The organism is Limosilactobacillus sp., assembly GCF_022651205.1.
In the GTDB taxonomy this organism is placed as follows: Bacteria; Bacillota; Bacilli; order Lactobacillales; family Lactobacillaceae; genus Limosilactobacillus.
The window spans coordinates 50,890-73,251 of record NZ_JALCQI010000003.1 but is presented as its reverse complement, the minus strand read 5'-3'; the positions used below and the strand labels follow the sequence as shown (position 1 = coordinate 73,251).

Here is a 22,362-nt window from a genome sequence, read left to right as displayed (position 1 = left end):
GCTCCGCGGAAATTACCGCCACATCCTGTGGCAAAGCGGCCGGGTGTGTCGCAACCTTCCGCATCAACGCTTCGCAGCTTAACTTCATCTGGGGGTATGCAAAATATACCTCCCGAACTCAAGCACCTATCCATAATACTAAAGAATGATTGCTATATCAAGCTTTTTAGCAAATAAATTTAACTTTTTTCTTTACAAAATGATTGCACTACGAAATTTTCTTGCAATATTTTGTTACTTTTTATCGTGTTTTTTCTGACAAATGCTAAAATATGATCATTGTACATTTATTTATCAAGGAGTTATTTATGGATTTTTCGTTTAAGAAAAGACCAGTTATAAAATTATATCTTGAATACACCGTCCTTTTTTTATTTCTTGCATTATGTATTTTTGGTACATATTTAGTAACCGGTCATAGCATTATTTGGAGCAAAGATGCCTTAAATCAACATCTTCCGCTTTTAGAGAAGTACCGTGAGGCAGTGATTAGCTTCTTCCACCACCCCGGAAAGATTAATTTCTGGTCTTGGCAATTCGGATTAGGCTCCGATACTTTTCAAGTTTTTTCCTATTATAATGTTGGTGATATTTTTTCATATCTGGCCCTGCTTTTTCCTGCGCATAAGATTACTCGCGCCTACCAGTTCATTAGCATCATTCGGATGTATTGTGTAGGCCTATCATTTATCTACTTTGCACAGCATTTTAAGTTTAGGAATACAACAATTCTTGCAGGGACAACTGCCTACTTGGTTAATTCTTTTCTATTATATGCTTGTGTTGCGCAACCGTTTTTCAGCACACCGTTCATTCTTTTTCCTATAATAGTGATCCAAATTGAGCGAATTCTCCGAGGAGGATCTGCATGGCCTTTAGCAGGTGCATTTACCTGGATGCTAATTAGCAATTATTACTTGGCCTTCATTCTCGGTATTGGTTCATTATTCTACCTTATCCTTCGTGTTGTAACGAGGTATCGAAAGGAACTTAACTACCTTTCAACATTTCTCAAATTAGCCTTTGCAACCATCACCAGTCTACTTTTATCAGCCGTGATGTGGATTCCAGAATTAATCGCAGTTAGTCATTCCACTCGACTTGGTGCACAGTTTGCAAACGGTCTGAAGGTTTATCCTCTTTATTACTACCTCTTCTTACCAAAACAGCTAATCAATGGCGATCAATGGTCGTTCATGTTTTGGAGTGCTCTGGGGATCGTTTCAATTGGATTTATTGCCCTCGTCTATGTTTATATTCACGCTAAACAATACCCACTAATCACAATTAGTTTGGGAATTGCTCTCGTTATGCTCCTCATTCCAGCTGTTGGGGCGATGTTTAATGGTATGATGGCAGCTTCAAACCGTTGGACGCTCTTGATTTACCTTCCACTATCAATGGCGATCTGCTTATTAGTAGAAAATGCTCAGACGCTTTCTCATAAATCATTAAAAACAATTACCTATGCAACCGGAATTTACGTAGTAGTTCTCCTGCTTACATTTCTTTTTGAAAACGAAAACGATATTGTCATCCCCCTCCTCTTTCTCTTAACTTCACTACTTCTTCTCTGGCTAATTAGCTTTCACCGACTTGCACACCCACAGCTATATCTTTTAGGAATTATTGTTCTAAACGCAGGCTTCAACGCAATTTACGCATCTTTCCCTTATAACGGTGATTTCAGCACTAAAATGCTTAATCGGGGTCAGTACCAGCAAATGATGGCAATGCGGTATGGTGGACTTGATAATGGCCTAAGTCGCACTCCCTCCTACCGAGTATCGACAATTAGTCAAAATCAAATTATTGACGTCCCTACCATTGACAACGATCTCACTTCTGGACTTCATAATATTGATTCGTACTACTCGCTTCAAAACCAATACCTAGGAAAATTCAGTACAAGTTTACAAAACAATCAGTATCAAGCGAACGTTCCCCTTCGTCAGGTTGACGATCGAACCGTTTTAAATAATTTCTTAGGCGTTAAATATCTATTCGTACAAAGTGATAGTGAAAATGCTACAAAGATCCCAGCTGGCTATTTCTTAGATCAATCCTCTACGCCAATTATTAATTACGATTCTGGTCAGCCAAGTGATATTAAGAATAAGAAGGATTTCATCCCAACTCAAACCAATCGCTATAAGACTAATAATGCCTTTCCACTGATTTACTGGCAGGATTCTTACATTAGTCATTCCCGTTACCAAAAACTTTCTCCTACAGAAAAAGAACGAGCTCTTGCTAGTGGTGTTGTCGTTAATCAAAAAGGCGTGACTAAGGGAATGAAAGTAGCTAGTCTCAATAATCATGTCTACAAGTTAAAGAGTAATTTAATTTCAAACCGCTTAAATAAGGTTAACCCCGGACACCTAAAATATACTGATAGCGAAGAGAAATACCATATTGAACTCCCTCAACTAGCAAGTCCTGCTTTTCGGCATCGACTTCGTGGTTCTGAACTTCACATTGAATTTAGCAAGATCAAGTTCACACCATTCTCAATGAAGGAACAAATTAATTATGAACAACAGCACTTACAACAAATGGCCACTAAGCCCGGAAGTGCCATTAACCATAAATATAATCAATATCGGTACTGGCGCTATCACATTCTTAATGGTTCCCCCGACATTAGCTTCAAAATTAATGTTGGCAGTCGCTTTGGTACCGCAACAATCAATCAGCCAAAGCAAAGCACCCTTTCCTTCTTTAAGCAGGTTAAAAACTCAACATTAAATATCGGCTATTACAATGGTGGTCTCCCGGATCGATTATCGTTCCAGCCAACTAAACTTGGTACTTACCAGCTAAAGTATCAGGTAGTTGCAGAAAAGTTCGATAATCATTATCAAGAGCAAGTGGCAACCATCAAACGTCATGGTTTACGTAAACTTAAATTTAGTCAAAACCGAGTTCAAGGAACCATCACTACTAACAGGAAAGGAATTTTAACTTCATCAATTCCTTACTCAAGTGGTTGGCATGCAACGGTAAATGGTAAGACAGTAAAAACTGTTAGAACTAACCAAGCATTCTTAGGAATTCCACTTCCTACTGGGACTCACCAAATAACATTTACATACCAACTTCCTGGCTTCCGTCCTGGTCTAATTATTAGTATTGTTGGATTATGTTGGACCATATTAGCCGCCCTTATCTCATTAATTTTCACTTTGAAAAAGCAAAATAAATAATAAATGAAAGTGAGAGGAAAACCGCCAGTTTTCCTCTCACCTTTTCATTTATTATTGACTAAATCTTAGCTCGTTTTGGCATTACTAGGTTAAGAATAATTGCTGTGATTGCTGCCATTGCTACCGGTGAGCCAAGAAGGTACTGAATCATCTGTGGAGCACCATGAACAATCTTTTGTGGGATTAATACTAACGCAATAGTAATTACGATTGGCAACCCGATAATGTATAGATCACTTTCACGAACTTTTAAATTCCGGATAACGTTTAACCCATTTAACATAATCGTTACGGTAATAATAGCAAAGACACCACCGATTACCGGTGCAGGGATAGCGGCTAAGAAAGCCGAAAGTTTTGTACAAAATCCTAAAATCACGAACCATACTCCAGCAGCAACGAAAACGATCTTACTAGCAACACCAGTAATTGAGATAATTCCTGCATTAGTAGAATAACCCGTAACTGGTGTTGAACCGGTAATTGTAGCAATTAGACAACTAAGTCCTTCACCGATGATCCCCCGGTTCCATTGCTTATCCGTAATTTCATGGTTTGTTACGGCACCCATAGCAAACCATGTACCAGTTGTTTCAGTGGTTAAGATTGCATAAATAATAATGAAGGTAAAGATTGCGGTCATATCAAAGTGGATTCCCCAGTGAAAAATGGTGCGTTGAGGAAGGCTGAACCAAGGAGCAGCGGCGACTGATGAAGCATCAAATCGACCCATTGAGGCGCTAATTGCAGTTCCTGCTAATAAAGCAATAACAATCGAACCGGTCTTGAATAACTTCTGAACCTTTGGGAAACGAATACTGATGGCAACACAAACAATTAGAATTGCAGCGGTGATCCCGGCTAACTCCATGTTTTGGTAAACATCCCCCTTAGCTTCAAAAATATTATCATTTAATGCTGAAGGAATTAAGGATAAACCAACGCAAGTAATAATCGTCCCACCAACTACAGCAGGTACTAAGCGATTAATAATTTTTTGAAAAACACCACTTAGGCCAAGGAGAATCAAAAGGATCGCTCCAACAAGCAACGCCCCCATTAGCGTTGACATTCCACCACCGTGAAGTCCTCCACTAGCAAGGACAACTCCTGCCGCTGCCGTTAACGGAACAAATGACGGGCCTTGAGATACTGGCATCTTCATGAAGTATGCCGTTTGAAGGATTGTCCCAATTCCACAGGCTAAAAATGTTGCCTGTAATAAGCCAGTCGAATCGGCAGCGCCCATTGCCAATAAACCACCAAGAATAATCGGTGGCACGTACACATCCATTGCCAATACGTGCTGTAATCCTAATAAGATTGCTTCCCCCGTTGGTACCTTTTCATCAGGTCCAATTAATAATTGTGCCTTTTCATCCATTAAAATTTCCTCCTACTCTCTTCTATAAACCTCTTTACCGGCAACATAAACGCTGTGAATATCCTGTTGTTCGGTTTGGTACATTAAACGCTGGAAAACATCCATCCTTGATAATTTCATTAATGACCGGTGACCATTGACAATTTGAAAGTCAGCCTGATAACCAGGAGCAATCTCCCCGGTCTTTAATCGAAGCGCTTTAGCACCGCCAACCGTAGCTAGATAAAAAGCAGTTGCCATTGTTATCCGTGAGCCCCTTACCCCGCGCTTTTCGGTGGGTTTGGAGCTATCAACTCCATCCGTTAGCATTTGCGATGACTTCACTGCCTGACGAATATTGTGATAGAGACTTGGTGAATACCCACCAGAAATGTCACTCCCTAGTCCAACTTGGTTTCCGTGAATCAATAGTTTTTTTACCGGTAACACACCGTTGCCAAAGTAAATATTAGAAATTGGACAATGAGCGATTGAAGTTCCTCTTTGACGCAAAAGTTCAAGGTCAGAGTCAGTTAGTTGCGTTCCGTGTGCCATTACCGATCTCTTGGTCAATAGATGAAACCGTTCCATCACTGAAGTATCGTGAATTCCGAACCTCTTGATTGCATACCCGTGTTCCCAATTACTTTCGCTTAAATGAGATTGTACTGGTAAGTCATACTGTCTAGCCAGTTGTCCAAGGCCACTTAATGCTTCGTCTGTACAGCTTGGAACAAAGCGTGGTGTAATCACGGGCATAATAGTTGAAGTCGTTTGCCGTCTTAAATCAAAAATCGACTGAATAAACTTTTCGGTATCCTGTAGTGCAGTCGTTGTGGACTGGTTGCGATAATAGTCAGGTGTCTGTTCAGGATTATCCATCACTACCTGACCAACAAAGGCTCGCAACCCCTGTGCAATTGATTGCTGTGCCAACTCAAGATTAGCATTATTATGGATCGTCCCAAACATTAATGCTGTCGTGGTCCCCTGACTTAATAATTCATGAACAAAATCCCGGTATACCCGATGTGCATAGTCAAGATCACTAAACTTAGCTTCTAGCGGAAATGTATAGTGATTCAGCCAGTCAGCTAAGGGTAAATCAAGTGCAAGGCCAGCCTGTGGCCACTGTGGAGCATGAACATGAAGATCAATGAATCCCGGTAGAATATATTGATTAGGTTTCAAATAAATTAATCGTTCTTGTTTTCGTGCACTTTCCAGTAATTTCGAATATTCCTTATCAGATGGTGCTACCGTTCGGTTAATGGTACCACTTTGATCAATGCAGATTAGGTAATTCTCATGCGACTCTACCTTATTCGCATTCTGAGAAGTAAAGTAAGTCCCATGAACAACTAGGTTCTCCATTAAGATATTCCCCTTCAACAAATTTGTACCATTAGATTAACACGAACTATTTTAAATGTAAATACTAAATCATTCGTTATTATTTAAAGAAAAAGAAAAGAGCTTGAAGATTAATTCGTCTTCAAACTCTTTTTAAGGATTTATTAGGCAATTAGTTATTGCCGCTTTCCTTAATAATCTTTTCTTGAACTGACTTAGGAACAGCTGAGTAGTGATCGAAAGTCATAGTGAAGGTACCACGACCCTGGGTAGCAGAACGAAGGGCAGTAGCGTAACCGAACATTTCTGAAAGTGGAACAAATGAGTGGATTTGTTGTGCGTTACCACGTTCTTCCATACCATCAATGTTACCACGACGAGCGGTAACTTGACCCATAACATCCCCCATGTTGTCTTCAGGAACAACAATGTCAACCTTCATAATAGGTTCAAGGATAACTGGATCTGCTTTCTTAGCAGCATTCTTCAAGGCAAGTGATGCGGCAACCTTGAAGGCGGCTTCACTAGAGTCAACTTCGTGGTAACTACCATCGTAAAGCTTAGCATGCATATCAACAAGTGGGTAACCTGCTAATACACCGTTTTGCATAGCTTCCTTCAAACCTTGTTCAACGGCAGGGATGAATTCACGAGGAACAACACCACCAACGATAGCATCTTCAAATTCAAATCCTTTACCTTCTTCAAGTGGGGTAAATTCAATCCATACATCACCGTATTGACCTTTACCACCAGATTGACGAACGAACTTACCTTGTGCAGATACCTTCTTAGTAAATGCTTCACGGTAGGATACTTGTGGCTTACCAACAGTAACTTCAGCGTGGAATTCACGACGAAGACGTTCAACAATAATGTCCAAGTGGAGTTCACCCATTCCGGCGATCAAAGTTTCACCAGTTTCAGGGTTAGTTTCGGCCTTGAAGGTTGGATCTTCTTCAGCCAACTTTTGTAGCCCCTTGTCCATCTTGTCTTGGTCAGCCTTTGACTTAGGTTCAACGGAAACCTGGATAACTGGGTCAGGGAAGTCCATTGATTCAAGTTGAAGTGGGTGATCTGGATCAGTTAATGAGTCACCAGTACCAGTGTTCTTCAAACCAATAGCAGCGGCAATATCACCAGAGAATACTTCTGGAATTTCATGTTGTTGGTTTGAGTGCATTTGAAGCAAACGACCAATCCGTTCACGCTTATCCTTAGTAGCGTTAAGAACGTATGAACCTGATTGAAGAGAACCAGTGTAAACACGTAAGAATGTTAAACGACCAACGAATGGGTCAGTAGCAATCTTAAATGCTAAAGCAGCGAATGGCTTGTTGTCACCGGCAGTCAATTCAACTTCATTACCATCAGCATCGTGAGCAATGAAAGGCTTAACATCAAGTGGTGATGGTAAGTAGTCGATAACAGCATCAAGCATCATTTGAATACCCTTATCCTTGTATGCTGAACCAGCTAATACAGGGAAAAGTTTTTCTTCCAAAGTACCCTTACGAATAGCAGCCTTGATTTCGTCAACAGAAATTTCGTCACCTTCAAGGTACTTTTCCATAATGTTGTCATCAATATCAGCCAAGGTTTCGATCATAGCATCATGACGTTTTTGGGCTTCTTCCTTCATATCATCAGGAATATCAACAGTGTCCCAGTTCTTACCGAGCTTATCTTCGTCATAAACATAAGCGACCATCTTAACTAAGTCAACAACACCGGAGAAAGTATCTTCAGCACCGATTGGCATTTGAATCGGTAATGGGGTGACATTTAACCGATCCTTAATTGTTTGAACTGAGTAATCAAAGTTAGCACCAACCTTGTCCATCTTGTTAGCGAACACGATCCGTGGAACATCAAAGTCATCAGCTTGACGCCAAACGGTTTCAGTTTGTGGTTCAACACCAGCTTGAGCATCAAGGACAGTTACGGCACCATCAAGAACCCGAAGTGCACGTTCAACTTCGACAGTGAAGTCCACGTGTCCTGGGGTATCGATAATGTTAATCCGGTAATCCTTCCAAACGGCAGTAGTGGCTGCAGAAGTGATAGTGATACCACGTTCCTTTTCTTCATCCATCCAGTCCATTTGTGAAGCACCATCGTGGGTTTCACCAATCTTATGAATCTTACCAGTGTAGTAAAGAATCCGTTCAGTGGCAGTCGTCTTACCGGCATCGATGTGAGCCATGATCCCGATGTTACGAGTTTTTTCAAGCGGGTATTCACGTTTGTTAGCCATCTTAAAAGTGTATCTCCTTCCAGAATATGGTTATTTTTAAATCAAACTTTATTTAGAAAAAGGGATGACGGTTATTCAAATAATCTACGTCACCCCTATATTGTAACTGGTTAGGCAACCGGTTTCAATTCGCAGTGATTACCAGCGGTAGTGTGCGAAAGCACGGTTGGCTTCAGCCATACGGTGAGTATCTTCACGCTTCTTAACTGAAGCACCAGTGTTATTTGAAGCATCGATGATTTCACGTGCAAGACGTTCAACCATTGTGTGTTCACCACGCAACCGTGCGTATTGAACAATCCAACGAAGACCTAAAGTGGTCCGACGTTCTGGACGAACTTCAATTGGAACTTGGTAGTTTGAACCACCAACACGACGAGCCTTAACTTCAAGAACAGGCATAACGTTTTCCATAGCTTGTTCGAAAACTTCTACAGGGTTGTTACCTGTTTCATCCTTAATTTCATCAAATGCTGCATACAAAATCTTAGTAGCAGTTCCGCGCTTACCATCGATCATCAAGTGGTCAATCAAGCTGGTAACCAACTTTGAGTTGTACATTGGATCTGGTAAAATTTCACGCTTTTGTACATGTCCTTTACGTGGCATTACTTAATCCCTCCTAATATTTTACTTCTTACTCTTAGGCTTCTTAGCACCGTACTTAGAACGTCCTTGCATCCGTCCTTCAACACCGGCAGTATCAAGCGTACCACGAACGATGTGATAACGAACCCCAGGCAAGTCCTTAACACGACCACCACGAATTAAAACAACTGAGTGTTCTTGGAGGTTGTGACCAATACCAGGAATGTAAGCAGTAACTTCGATCAAGTTAGAAAGACGTACACGGGCGTACTTCCGTAAAGCTGAGTTAGGCTTCTTTGGTGTCATAGTACCGACACGGGTAGCGACCCCACGCTTTTGTGGTGATGGAGTCTTAACTTCTTCCTTTTTAAAAGTGTTGTAAACGTAACCAAGAGCTGGTGACTTTGACTTGCCCTTGTGGCTCTTACGACCCTTACGTACCAATTGGTTAATGGTTGGCATAATTTTTCCCCTTCCTTATTTTAAGTCCACACATCCAGGTGGTTCTTTTTTAAGAATAAAAAAAGTTCTTGGACGATATTAAATTACGTGCCTTCGTTGACGCAAAGTCTGCCCAACGACAGACACCGACGTTGCTATAAAAAGCACCTTTAATAGACTATCACGGCCCACTAATAATGTCAATGAAGTCTCTCCAAATTTTTCTAGATAAAATTTAAGGAATTTTACGTTATGGATCTATAGCAAGTCTTTAGGAGATGAACTCATTGCTTTTTACCTTAATTAATTGTGTTGTCACTGTAACTCTAGCATCATTTGTTACCCTCTGTGGTCAACGGCAAGTCACTCACCAATTACCTTGGCAACCACAATTCTCTATTTGTGATAATTGTTCTCATCGTTTATGCTGGTGGCAACTTATCCCGGTTATTGGTTTTATTGTCCAACGGGGAAAATGTCATTGGTGTGGTGCCAGGATCTCTTCATTTTTCCCCTTATCAGAAACTGTTGTCATTTTATTTACTGCGAAGACTTTTTCGTTTTCTTGGCAACATAATTTGATCCTTACCTGTGCCCTTTTAACTCTTCTTTACCTCTCAATAACCGATTTCACCGCACAAGTAATCTACCCACTTGCGCTAACCGGGTTGCTCCCTCTTCTATTTATCCTCTCTCCCAGCCATTTTTTAACTAGCCAAGCCTTGATTGAAATAGTCTTAATTGGTACTTTCCTTTTTATATTGCAGTTTCTTACTAAGGGATTAGGAACTGGTGATATTTACTTTATCCTCATGACTGATTTTATTTGGCATTGGGAGGCAACTGCACAGATTGTTCTTATTGGCTGCATATTAACCATAATTCCTACCATAATAAAAAGAGGCAAAAAGCTGCCACTAATTCCCGGATTAGCTATTAGCTTTATCGTGAGGCTGCTTTTCTACCTTAGCTGATATTTTTTCACTTTTAATTTTAACAAGAAACAACTGTTCACCATATTGAGCGAGGTTTTCAATATTCTGTAACAACAATAATAGCCACGAAAAGGCCAGAGCAAATTCAATCAATTCAAATGCCGTTAACGATAAGTAGTTAGCTAATTTAAATATAATGTACTCTGCACCCATTACAGATCCAATCACGTAAGAGAGCACTAAAAATTGTCTTGTAACTTCCGGAAGGATCCATTTTATCGCAACAATCAAAATTAACATGATGTAAACAAGCCACATTGAAATTCGGTCATGAAGGATATGGAATTTGGGATTATTAGGAAAGAGTCCAATTGCAGCAATGCATGCGGCCTCACCATACAATAACCAACGTAATAACTGTGTCTTAATTCCCGGATACTTTTGCTGAAGATTGACAAAAAGGTAATCAACTAACGCCATCATTAATAATCCAGAGAAAATAAGGGTTACATTAAACTGTAAATTGGCTGAATTCTGTGCTGTTCCTAAAAAGCTAAAATTATGTTTCCACCAATCTCGAGTAGAATTCGTTAACATTGAAAACAGCATTCCACCAATAATCATAATTGTTAATAGGTTAGTTATTATTCCGGAAGAAAGAGTTAGTGAAAGGTTAATCATCAAATAATTAACCGCAGCAATAATTACGAAAACAAAGGTTGTTGAAGTATAAATATCGAATCGTGCAGCAACAAATAATTTTCCCAATAGCCAAAAGAAAGCTGAAAACGAGAAGACAATAATTAAGCCACATGCAATTGTAATCGTCGGCAAACTCCGCCAATAAACATTCCTGGTCGGTCCGTTATTGTTTAGTTTTGTGACAATAAAGCTAACGATGAAGACAAGTAAGCCACTAACCAAGCTCAATAGCATTGAACCATTAGCGATCGAATAGTCACCCGTAATTGGCACCGTCCTCATATGCTGTTCTCGACAAAAAATGAAGAATGTAATTGCTAGAACTAGAGCCGGCAAAGTGTACCAATATAACCTAATTTTAGGCAATTGATCCGTCACGCGTGAAGGTCTAAGTGTAATTTCATTATGATTAACATTTAATTCCAGTTGATCACTCGGCTTAAAGCCTGTCTTCTTCATAGCTAATTCTGGAATCTCAATCGTATATTTTTTCAATGTTTTTTTCTCCCAAAAGTAACGGAGAACTATAGCTACTCCCGCTATAGTCCCCCTTAAATAAATCTTATCAATATTTAAAATAGCAAAAAGGACCATGACAATCAAGTCATAGCCCTTTAATTAGGAAATTCGGTTAGTTCTGTTTGTCTTCTTCCTTCATCTTAGCCTCTAAGTCCTTGATGGAGTAAGCAGCAACATTAACTTCCTTTGGTTTAATATCCCGGTACGTACTCATACCAGTACCAGCAGGGATAATCTTACCAATAATAACATTTTCCTTCAATCCAACTAACGGATCATTCTTACCACGAATAGCGGCATCTGTCAGAACACGAGTAGTTTCCTGGAATGAAGCAGCTGACAAGAAACTGTTAGTTTCAAGAGCGGCCTTAGTAATTCCCAAGATAACTGGACGAGCAGTTGCAGGAATATTACCAGCTACCAATGTCTTGTAGTTAGCATCACGGAATTGACCGATATCCATCAATTGACCTGGCAACATATCTGTATCACCTGGATCCATGACACGAACTTTCCGCATCATTTGACGAATCATGATTTCAACGTGCTTATCTAACAGGTCGATACCCTGCATACGGTAAACCTTCTGAACTTCAGCAAGAAGGTAAGTTTCAGTGGAAAGAACATCACGAACACGGATTAATTCCTTAGGATCAATTGAACCTTCGTTAAGAGCGGTCCCACGGTGAACAAAGTCACCTTCAGCAACACGCATCCGTGCAGTAATTGGCAAGGTGTATGTCCGAGTATCGGTTTCACCCTTAACAGTAACATCCTTAGTCCGTTCTGCAGGATTTTCTTCAATTGACTCAACTTCACCAGTAACCTCGGTAATGGTTGCACGACCCTTAGGATTACGTGCTTCAACAATTTCTTGAACACGAGGAAGACCTTGGGTGATATCCTCGTTACCAGCAACACCACCAGTGTGGAAGTTCCGCAAAGTCAACTGAGTACCCGGTTCACCAATTGATTGTGCGGCAACAGTACCAACTGCTTCACCGGCTTCAACACGATCACCAGTAGCAGCGTTACGACCGTAACAACGTTCACAAACACCGTGTTCAGTGTTGCAAGTGAATGCAGAACGGATAGTAACCTTCTTAACTCCTGCGTCTACAATCTTTTGTGCCATTGTTTCATCAATTAAGACGTTCTTACCAACGATCTTTTCACCGGTCTTTGGATCGAATACGGACTTCATAGTGTAACGTCCCATAATCCGGTCATAGAGTGGTTCGATCATTTCGTTACCATTGGTAATTGCAGTAACTTCAAGACCACGGTCAGTGCCACAGTCCTTTTCCCGAACAACAACATCTTGGGCGACATCAACTAACCGCCGAGTTAAGTAACCTGAGTTAGCAGTCTTCAAAGCGGTATCAGTCATACCCTTACGAGCACCGTGAGAAGAAATGAACATCTCCAGAACTGACAGACCTTCATAGAAGTTTGAAAGAACTGGCAATTCCATAATCTTACCGTTTGGAGAAGCCATCAATCCACGCATCCCGGCAAGCTGAGTAAAGTTAGAAATGTTACCACGAGCACCTGAGTCAGACATCATGTTGATTGGGTTATGAATGTCCATGTGTTCAATCAGCTTGTTTTGAACTTCATCCTTAGCATCATTCCAGATACCGATAACCCGATCATACCGTTCATCGTCAGTAATCAAACCACGACGGAATTGCTTAGTTACTAATGCAACTTGCTTCCGGGCCTTCTTGATAATTTCTGGCTTTTCAGGCAAGTCATGAATATCAGACATAGCAGTTGTTAAACCAGAAATTGTTGATTCGTAGTAACCAAGATCCTTAATCCGATCAAGGAATTGAGAGGTCTTAGTAACCTTGTATTGCTTGTAAACTTCAGCAATTAAGTCAGATAAGAAGCCCTTCTTGAATGGTGGAACAAGTGGTGCATTCTCAAGATAGTCTTTGATATCTTCACCTGGATCGAGGAAGAAGCGATCATCGACACCATCAGTAATATTAGCAGCAGTAGGTTCGTTGATGTAGTTAAAGTCCTTAGGAAGAATCCGGTTGAACAATAGCTTACCAACACTAGTTACCATGATCTTGCCACGTTGTTCTTCAGTAAATGGCTTATCTGGGAATGATGAAACTTGAACCCCTACACGTGTTTGTAGCGAAACATAATTATTCCGGTATGCCATTTCAGCTTCATCGGTATTCATGAAGATCATACCTTCACCTTCACGACCCTTATCTTCAGTGGTCATGTAGTAGTTACCGATAACCATATCCTGAGATGGTGAAACAATTGGTTCACCGTCACGAGGACTCAAAATGTGGGAAGCAGCAAGCATTAACAACCGTGCTTCGGCTTGCGCTTCATCTGAAAGTGGTACGTGGATCGCCATCTGGTCTCCATCAAAGTCGGCATTATATGCAGTACATACTAATGGGTGGAGACGCATTGACTTCCCAGAAACCAAAATTGGTTCAAAGGCCTGAATACCTAACCGGTGCAATGTAGGTGCCCGGTTAAGAAGAACAGGGTGTTCCTTAATAACATCTTCAAGAACATCAAAGACATCATCATCACGACGGTCAATCTTCCGCTTAGCTGCCTTAACGTTGGCAGATAAACCACGCTTAACCAATTCGTGCATAATAAATGGCTTAAACAATTCAAGTGCCATTGGAACAGGTAGTCCCATCTGGTTCATTCGCAATGATGGACCAACATCGATAACTGAACGACCAGAGTAGTCGACACGCTTACCAAGTAAGTTTTGACGGAAACGACCTTGCTTACCCTTAAGTAAGTGAGAAAGTGACTTTAGTGGACGGTTACCAGGACCAGAAACTGGACGGCCCCGACGACCGTTATCGATCAATGCATCAACGGCTTCCTGAAGCATCCGCTTTTCGTTTTGAACGATGATACCAGGAGCTTGCAACTTCAAAAGACGCTTTAAACGGTTATTCCGGTTAATAACACGCCGGTACAAATCGTTCAAGTCAGAGGTGGCAAACCGACCACCTTCAAGTTGAACCATCGGCCGTAAATCAGGTGGCATAACAGGAATAACGTCCATAACCATCCATTCTGGCTTATTACCAGACTTGATGAAGGCTTCCAGAATGTCCAAACGGCGGATAGCCCGGGTCCGCTTTTGACCAGTAGCTTCCTTAAGTTCTTCCTTTAATTCTACTGCTTCCTTCTTTAGGTCCACATCCGCTAATAATTTCTTAATTGCGGCAGCACCCATTTCAGCAGTAAAGCGATCACCAAATTCTGCCTTCTTATCACGGTATTCTGCTTCAGAGAGAAGTTGCTTCTTTTCAAGTGGGGTATCACCTGGATCCAAAACAACATATGAAGCAAAGTAAATAACTTCTTCAAGTGAACGTGGACTCATGTCTAAGACAAGACCCATTCGACTTGGAATACCCTTGAAGTACCAGATGTGTGAAACCGGAGCAGCTAATTCAATATGCCCCATCCGTTCACGACGAACCTTTGAACTAGTAACTTCAACTCCACAACGATCACAAACACGACCCTTGTAGCGAATCCGTTTGTACTTACCACAAGCACATTCATAGTCCTTGGTTGGGCCAAAGATTCGTTCGTCAAACAGACCTTGCTTTTCGGGCTTTAATGTCCGGTAGTTAATCGTTTCGGGCTTTTTTACTTCCCCGTAAGACCAACTACGGATCTTATCTGGTGATGCCAGGCCGATCTGCATACTTTCAAATTTATTGACATCGATCAAAGGATTTTTCCTCCTTATTTTAGTAATTTAAGTTGAGCGCTAAATAAAACTAATTAGTCTTGTTTTGTCTTGTCTTCTCCAGCGGCTGTCGTTGTTGATTTTGCTTCGGTAGAAGTTTCATCTTTCTTCTTTTCGTCAGCGTTATGCTTTGCGGCATACTTAGCCAAAGCATCAACATTTACAACCTCATCATCGTCTTCGTCCATGTTCTTCAATTGGATTTCGTTATGGTCACCATCGAGAACCTTCATGTCAAGACCTAATGCTTGCAATTCCTTAACAAGAACCCGGAATGATTCAGGAACACCAGGCTTAGGAATTGGTTCACCATTAATAATGGCATCATATGTCCGAACACGACCAACAGTATCATCTGACTTGTAAGTAAGGATTTCTTGAAGGGTGTATGCAGCACCATAAGCTTCAAGGGCCCAAACTTCCATTTCACCAAACCGCTGACCACCAAATTGAGCTTTACCACCCAATGGTTGTTGAGTAACAAGTGAGTATGGACCAGTAGAACGAGCGTGAATCTTATCATCAACCATGTGGGCTAACTTAAGATAGTGCATTGAACCAACCGCAATTCGGTTTTCAAATGGTTCACCTGTTCGACCATCGTAAAGAATTGTCTTCCCATCTTCAGGGAATCCAGATTCCTTAACAGCATCCCAAACATCCTTATCAGTAGCCCCATCGAATACTGGAGTTGCCATGTGAATACCAAGACGCTTTGCGGCCATCCCCAAGTGCAATTCAAGAAGCTGACCGATGTTCATACGACTTGGCACACCCATTGGACTTAACATAATATCGATTGGGGTACCATCTGGCATGTATGGCATATCTTCTTCAGGAACAACGATCGAAACAGTACCTTTGTTACCGTGACGACCTGACATCTTATCCCCAACTTGAATCTTCCGCTTTTGAGCAATGTAAACCCGAACCATTGTGTTAACACCTGGTGAAAGTTCATCCCCGTTTTCACGAGTAAAGACCTTAACGTCTTGGATAATACCGCCACCACCGTGAGGAACACGGAGAGAAGTATCACGAACTTCACGTGACTTTTCACCGAAGATCGCATGAAGTAGCCGTTCTTCAGCGGATAATTCTGTCATTCCCTTAGGAGTAACCTTACCTACCAAAATGTCACCATCATGAACTTCAGCACCGATCCGAACAATACCATCTTCGTCCAGATCCTTAAGAGCATCGTCACCAACATTAGGAATTTCACGGGTCATTTCTTCGGGTCCTAACTTGGTTTCCCGAGCTTCTGATTCGTAAGATTCAATGTGAATTGATGTATAAACATCATCTTTTACCAACCGTTCGCTAATTGCGATGGCATCTTCGAAGTTGTAACCTTGCCAAGTCATGAACGCAATCAATGGGTTTTGACCTAAGGCTAATTCACCTTGTTCCATTGATGGACCATCAGCAAGAACATCATCGGCATCAACGTGTTCACCAACTTTAACAATTGGCCGTTGGTTATAGTTCTTACCACCGTTAGAACGACGGAACTTCATTAACTTGTAAGTATCCAAAGTACCGTCTTCTTCACGAACACGAACTTCACGAGCATCAACATACTCAACTGTTCCTGACTTCTTAGCAATCATGGCCACCCCAGAGTCATGAGCCGCTTTGTAGTCAATTCCAGTACTTACTAGTGGTGCATGAGGATTTAACAATGGAACGGCTTGCCGCTGCATGTTGGCACCCATTAAGGCACGGTTAGAGTCATCGTTTTCAAGGAATGGGATACATGCGGAAGCAACGGAGACAACTTGTTTAGGAGAAACGTCCATGTAGTCGACGTTCTCAACACTCGTTTCAATGTAATCATCCTTATCACGACACATAACCTGATCATCAACAAATGAACCATCATCATTCAATGGCGTGTTGGCCTGAGCAATGATGTAGTTATCTTCCTCATCGGCAGTTAGGTAGTCGATCTTATCAGTAACTTTATGGGTCTTCCAGGAAACACGACGGTATGGCGTTTCAATAAAGCCGTACTTATTAACACGTGCGTATGATGAAAGGCTGTTAATCAAACCGATGTTAGGACCTTCAGGAGTTTCGATTGGGCACATCCGACCATAGTGGGTATAGTGCACATCACGAACTTCATATCCGGCACGGTCACGAGTCAAACCACCAGGACCAAGGGCAGAAAGACGCCGTTTATGGGTCAGTTCACCAAGTGGATTAGTCTGATCCATGAACTGTGATAATTGTGAAGAACCGAAGAATTCACGAATTGAAGCAACAACTGGACGAATATTGATCAATTGTTGTGGAGTAACGGTATCAGGATCTTGAATTGACATCCGTTCACGAACAACCCGTTCCATTCGGGCTAAACCAATCCGGAATTGGTTTTGCAACAATTCACCAACAGAACGAATCCGCCGATTACCCAAGTGGTCAATATCATCGGTTGAGCCGATTCCTTCCTGCAAGTTGAAGAAGTAGTTCAAGGAAGCAAGAATATCAGCTGGTTCAATGTGCTTATATTCCAATGGAATGTGGCCATTACCAATAATTGGAACAACCCGTTCTGGATCTTCATGAGAATATACAAGGACCTTTTGAAGCTTTACGGGTTCGGTAACAACAGCTTCATCTGAAGGAGTATAGGTAATCATCTTAAAGTCATCACGATCTAAGTATGGTTCCAACTTCTTCAATACTTCTTTAGTAACCTTATCGCCCTTTTGTGCAAGTACTTCTCCAGTATCAGGATCTGCAAGGGTTTCAGCCAAGGTTTCACCAAGAAGACGGTACTTAAGCATTAACTTCTTATTAGTCTTGTATCGACCGACAGGAGCCATGTCGTAACGTTTTGGATCAAAGAACCGTGCAGTTAATAGGTTACGAGCTGAGTCAGCGGTCTTTGGTTCACCTGGACGAAGACGTTCGTAAATATCCTTAAGAGATTCTTCAACCCGAGAGTCTTCAGCGTTCTTGTGAACATCCTTATCTAAGGTAAGGGATAAGGTCTCACTGTTACCACCGAACATATCAATGATTTCATCATCTGAACCAAAGCCAAGGGCACGGATCAATTCAGTCATTGGTAACTTCCGCGTACGGTCAATCCGAACGTAAGAAATGTTCTTAGCGTCTGTTTCATATTCAAGCCAAGCACCACGGTTAGGAATAAAGGTAGCACTGTAACTTGGTCGACCATTCTTGCCGGCTTCTTCACTATAGTAAACACCTGGTGACCGAACTAATTGAGAAACAATAACCCGTTCAGCACCATTAATAATGAAGGTTCCTTGATCCGTCATTAATGGGAATTCACCAAAGAAAACATCCTGCGACTTAATCTCCCCAGTTTCGTGGTTAGTAAGACGCAAAGTGACGTGAAGTGGTGCGGAATAATTTGCATCATGTTCACGAGCTTCATCAACAGTATACTTAGGTTCCAAAAGTTGATAGTCAACGAACTCCAATGATAACTTCCCTTGGAAATCATCAATTGGCATAATATCATCAAACATTTCCCGTAAACCTTTATCCATGAACCAGTTATATGAGTCCGTTTGGATTTCAATCAGGTTTGGCAACTCAAGAACTTCTTTAATTCGGGAGTAGCTACGACGGGTACGGTGCTTACCGTATTTAACTAAATGTCCGGCCAAACTGTTCACCTCTCTAATTTATTCAGTGAGTTCAAATATTACATTTTGATTACAAATTAGCCAAAATAGTAATTTTGAGCAAAAAAAATCCAAAAACAGCTATACACTGCCTTTGGTTTTATTTACTGAACCTGATGGACAATAGATCACCAAGCCCATATGAGAACTCACAATTACATACTTTATTAGTATACAGTAGTATTCTTCCATTGTCAACAAAGTGTTCAAATGATTATTTTGTTTTTGAAAGACCACTAATAATGCAATCTAGGATCAGCTGGTCTCGTTGATCGCTGCTTATATTATGACCACCAATTGGTTGGTAAGTTCCAAAGATTGGTGAGATTTCCGCCAAGAATAATTCAGCCGCTTCTTGTGGCAAGATATCCGGTCGCAATTCCACTTCCGGTTGCTTAAAGTATTCAGCAATTGGTTGTAGATAGTTCATTGCTAAAATCATGTTTAGCTTTTGTTGAGAACTCTTTGAAAGTAAACTAATTGCCTGGTGATACTGATCATAAACACTTACCGGATGGTGTTTCTTGAGTACAACAGTAATTTGCCACAACTGCTCATTAGGTGTTAGCTTATGCTTCCTCATTACCTTATTAATATCTTTCCGGACCTTACTGCTCAAACTGGTCATCACATCAAGATAAAGGACTTCCTTATCACTAAAGTGGTGGTAAAGAGCTGGCTGGGTAATTCCAACTTGTTTAGCAATATCACGAGTAGAGGTTTCACCGAAGCCTTTTTGCAAGAAGAGCTTAGTCGCTGTCCTCATAATTGACTGTCGTGTTCTCTCAAGCTGTTCAGCTCTCTTCATACTTTATTCTCTCCTAACATATTAATCACATTATAAATATATAATGCCACCAAAACTTTGATTTGACAAGCATCTTGGCGAAATTACCCAATTATTTTGTGTTTATAGATAAAATAATACTTTTATTTTTATCAAGTCAAATTGAACAGATGATAACGGAAGCGTTTAATAGTTTAATCATTTACGAAGTGATTGAAAAACAAAAAGCCCTAACATTCGGTAAATACCGATTGTTAGAACTTTATCTTTGTTCAGTAAAAATCCAGCCAGTCTTCAGTTAATTTTTAACCATTCGCGTTTGGTGGGCGTCTTTTACCTTGAGTGTAATCTTACCCTGGTGAGCACCAACAACAACGTTATCACCAGTTTTAACGTCGCCACTAAGTAATGCTGTACTTAATGGATCCTCAATCAAATCTTGGATAGCGCGCCGAAGTGGCCGTGCACCATATGCTGGATTATAACCCTTGGTTGCTACAAGATCGATTGCCGCTGGGGTAACTTTCAAGTCGATCCCTTGCTCAGCGATCCGTGCCTTCAATTGTGCAACCATTAACTTAACTATTTGATGAAGCTCATTCTTTTGTAAGGAATGGAAGATTACTGTCTCATCAATCCGGTTGAGGAATTCGGGACGGAAATGCAACTTTAATTGTTGTCGGATTGCCGATGCCATCGCTTGATAGTCTTGACTAACATCACGTGCACCAAATCCAACTTCCTTTTCATCCTGAAGCTGAGTGGCACCAAGGTTAGAAGTCATAATAATAATGGTGTTACGGAAATCAACTTTTCGACCCTTAGCATCCGTTAAGTAACCATCATCAAGGACTTGGAGTAAAAGGTTGAAAACATCAGGATGAGCCTTTTCTGCTTCATCCAACAGTACTACTGAATAAGGGTGCTGGCGAACTTTTTCGGTCAGTTGCCCTCCTTCATCATAACCAACATATCCTGGAGCAGCACCAATTAACCTACTGGTACTGTATTTTTCCATATATTCGGACATATCAATTCGGATCATGTTATCTTCCGAGCCAAATATCGCAGCTGCCAGTGCCTTTGCTAGTTCGGTTTTCCCCACACCAGTTGGTCCAAGGAACATAAATGAACCAATTGGTCGTTGTGGATCTTTTAAGCCGCTCCTTGCTCGACGAATTGCCTTAGCAACAACTGAAACAGCTTCATCTTGACCGATAACCCGGCTATGAAGGACCTTCTCTAAATTAACCAGCCGTTCACTTTCGCTCTTCTTCAACTGTGTCAGCGGAACTCCGGTCCATTCAGCCACGATCTTAGCAATGTCCTCTCCGGTAGTATGCAATTCGTACTTTTCCGATTGCTTTTGGGCTTTCTTTTGCTGCTCTTCAACCTTTGCTTTTAGCGTTAGTTCTTCTTGACGAAGTTCTGCCGCCTGATCAAAGTTTTGGTTCTCAATTGCGGCTTCTTTCTTTTGACGAAGCTCTGCTAGCTTTGAAGTCAACGACGGCTGATGATTATTTTGTTCTTCAGCATCAATCCGAACCATTGAGGATGCCTCATCAATCAGATCAATTGCCTTATCCGGTAAATAGCGATCTGTAATGTAGCGGCTAGACAACTTTACGGCTTGTGCTAATGCATCGTCATCAATCTTGACATGATGGTGTTCTTCATACTTTGGTCGCAACCCTTTCAATATTTGGAGAGCTGTATTTTTAGATGGTTCTTCTACTTGAACGGTAGCAAAACGACGCTCCAAAGCGGCATCTGATTCAATATACTTTTGGTATTCATCAAGAGTCGTTGCCCCAATCGTTTGCAGATCACCACGAGCAAGGGCTGGCTTCAAAATATTAGAAGCATCAATTGCTCCCTCAGCACCACCCGCACCAATCAAAGTATGCAATTCATCAATGAATAGAATTACGTGACCATCTTTTTGAATTTCATCAATAACTTTTTTTAGTCGGTCTTCAAATTCACCACGATACTTAGTTCCGGCTACTAGAGAACCCATATCAAGCATCATTAATCGTTTCTGGGCTAAATCTTCAGGAACCTCATTATTGGCAATCCGGCGAGCTAGCTCTTCCGCAATTGCGGTTTTCCCTACTCCAGGTTCACCAATTAAAACTGGATTATTCTTTGTCCGTCGACTAAGAATCTGTTCTACCCGACGGAGCTCCTTATCACGGCCAATAACGGGATCCAACTTAGAGTCCCTTGCCATTTGGGTCATATCCCGAGCAAGCTTATCCAGAGTTGGTGTTCCTGCAGAGCGTCCCCGTTGGCCCTGTTGTGTTCTGAAACGTTGGCGAGCAGGGTTATCAGAAACTCCCAAACGACGTAAAGTTACTTTACGAATCTGTCTTGGTAGCACATCAAGACTCATTAAGATCCGCGAAGAAAGAATTCCTTCATCCGAAATCAATGCCAACAACAAGTGCTCAGTACCAATCTTTAGGGCATTTAATTGTTGTGCTTCTTGACCAGCAAGTGCCAAAACTTGTCGAGCCTTTGGTGAATATGGAAGATAATCTGCTGGCCCCATGTCATCCATCGTGCCATAGCCAATCATCCGTTCAATTTCTTCTTGAATATCGTCACTAGTGATTGAAAATTGGTCGAAGATTTTACTAGCAATCCCTTCCTTTTCAATTGCCAGTGCAAGTAATATATGTTCAGTTCCCACGGCTTGGTGCTTAAAGTACTTTGCTTGTTCATGGGCGAGTGCCAAGACATGCTTAGCGCTTGGTGTAAACATATTATCCATT

12 protein-coding genes are annotated in these 22,362 nt (G+C 41.2%); 2 read left to right on the top strand and 10 right to left on the bottom strand.

Features of this window, described 5'->3' with window-relative positions; all coding sequences use genetic code 11:
- The first annotated feature begins 308 nt into the window (after positions 1 to 308).
- Entirely contained in the window at positions 309 to 3,206 is a 2,898-nt protein-coding gene (locus LKJ51_RS01735; protein WP_291980061.1) for a YfhO family protein, read from the top strand.
- Between the two features lie 58 nt (positions 3,207 to 3,264).
- Here the strand turns inward: LKJ51_RS01735 and LKJ51_RS01730 are convergent, their stop codons facing one another.
- The 5 genes from LKJ51_RS01730 to rpsL all read right to left on the bottom strand — a co-directional run bounded on the left by LKJ51_RS01730 (position 3,265) and on the right by rpsL (position 9,229).
- Complete coding sequence (locus LKJ51_RS01730) at positions 3,265 to 4,590, bottom strand: uracil-xanthine permease family protein (RefSeq protein ID WP_291980059.1); 1,326 nt, start codon at positions 4,588 to 4,590, stop codon at positions 3,265 to 3,267.
- A 12-nt stretch (positions 4,591 to 4,602) separates the two neighbouring features.
- Positions 4,603 to 5,943, bottom strand: a complete 1,341-nt coding sequence (gene guaD / locus LKJ51_RS01725) for a guanine deaminase (protein WP_291980058.1) — start codon at positions 5,941 to 5,943, stop codon at positions 4,603 to 4,605.
- 151 nt (positions 5,944 to 6,094) lie between these two features.
- On the bottom strand, positions 6,095 to 8,179 hold the full coding sequence (fusA, locus tag LKJ51_RS01720; RefSeq protein ID WP_291980056.1) for an elongation factor G: 2,085 nt from the start codon (positions 8,177 to 8,179) through the stop codon (positions 6,095 to 6,097).
- Positions 8,180 to 8,317: 138 nt separating this feature from the next.
- Positions 8,318 to 8,788 (bottom strand): 30S ribosomal protein S7, encoded by a 471-nt coding sequence (gene rpsG / locus LKJ51_RS01715; protein WP_291980055.1) that lies wholly within the window; start codon positions 8,786 to 8,788, stop codon positions 8,318 to 8,320.
- Between the two features lie 21 nt (positions 8,789 to 8,809).
- Positions 8,810 to 9,229, bottom strand: coding sequence for a 30S ribosomal protein S12 (rpsL, locus tag LKJ51_RS01710; RefSeq protein ID WP_291980054.1), 420 nt, complete (start codon positions 9,227 to 9,229; stop codon positions 8,810 to 8,812).
- Positions 9,230 to 9,495: 266 nt separating this feature from the next.
- Between rpsL and LKJ51_RS01705 the strand changes: the two genes are divergently transcribed.
- Positions 9,496 to 10,182, top strand: coding sequence for a prepilin peptidase (locus tag LKJ51_RS01705; RefSeq protein ID WP_291980053.1), 687 nt, complete (start codon positions 9,496 to 9,498; stop codon positions 10,180 to 10,182).
- On the opposite strand, the gene LKJ51_RS01700 is transcribed toward LKJ51_RS01705, so the two are convergent.
- From LKJ51_RS01700 to LKJ51_RS01680, 5 genes are all read right to left on the bottom strand, one after another.
- Positions 10,138 to 11,304, bottom strand: a complete 1,167-nt coding sequence (locus LKJ51_RS01700) for a DUF998 domain-containing protein (protein WP_291980075.1) — start codon at positions 11,302 to 11,304, stop codon at positions 10,138 to 10,140. The two genes, LKJ51_RS01705 and LKJ51_RS01700, sit on opposite strands and share 45 nt — an antisense overlap.
- Positions 11,305 to 11,476: 172 nt before the next feature.
- Positions 11,477 to 15,112, bottom strand: a complete 3,636-nt coding sequence (rpoC, locus tag LKJ51_RS01695; RefSeq protein WP_291980052.1) for a DNA-directed RNA polymerase subunit beta' — start codon at positions 15,110 to 15,112, stop codon at positions 11,477 to 11,479.
- 53 nt (positions 15,113 to 15,165) lie between these two features.
- Complete coding sequence (rpoB, locus tag LKJ51_RS01690; protein WP_291980051.1) at positions 15,166 to 18,789, bottom strand: DNA-directed RNA polymerase subunit beta; 3,624 nt, start codon at positions 18,787 to 18,789, stop codon at positions 15,166 to 15,168.
- A 223-nt stretch (positions 18,790 to 19,012) separates the two neighbouring features.
- A complete protein-coding gene (locus LKJ51_RS01685; RefSeq protein WP_291979383.1) occupies positions 19,013 to 19,606 on the bottom strand; it encodes a TetR/AcrR family transcriptional regulator in 594 nt (197 codons plus the stop codon).
- Between the two features lie 277 nt (positions 19,607 to 19,883).
- Complete coding sequence (locus LKJ51_RS01680) at positions 19,884 to 22,361, bottom strand: ATP-dependent Clp protease ATP-binding subunit (protein WP_291979384.1); 2,478 nt, start codon at positions 22,359 to 22,361, stop codon at positions 19,884 to 19,886.
- Position 22,362: the final 1 nt, after the last annotated feature.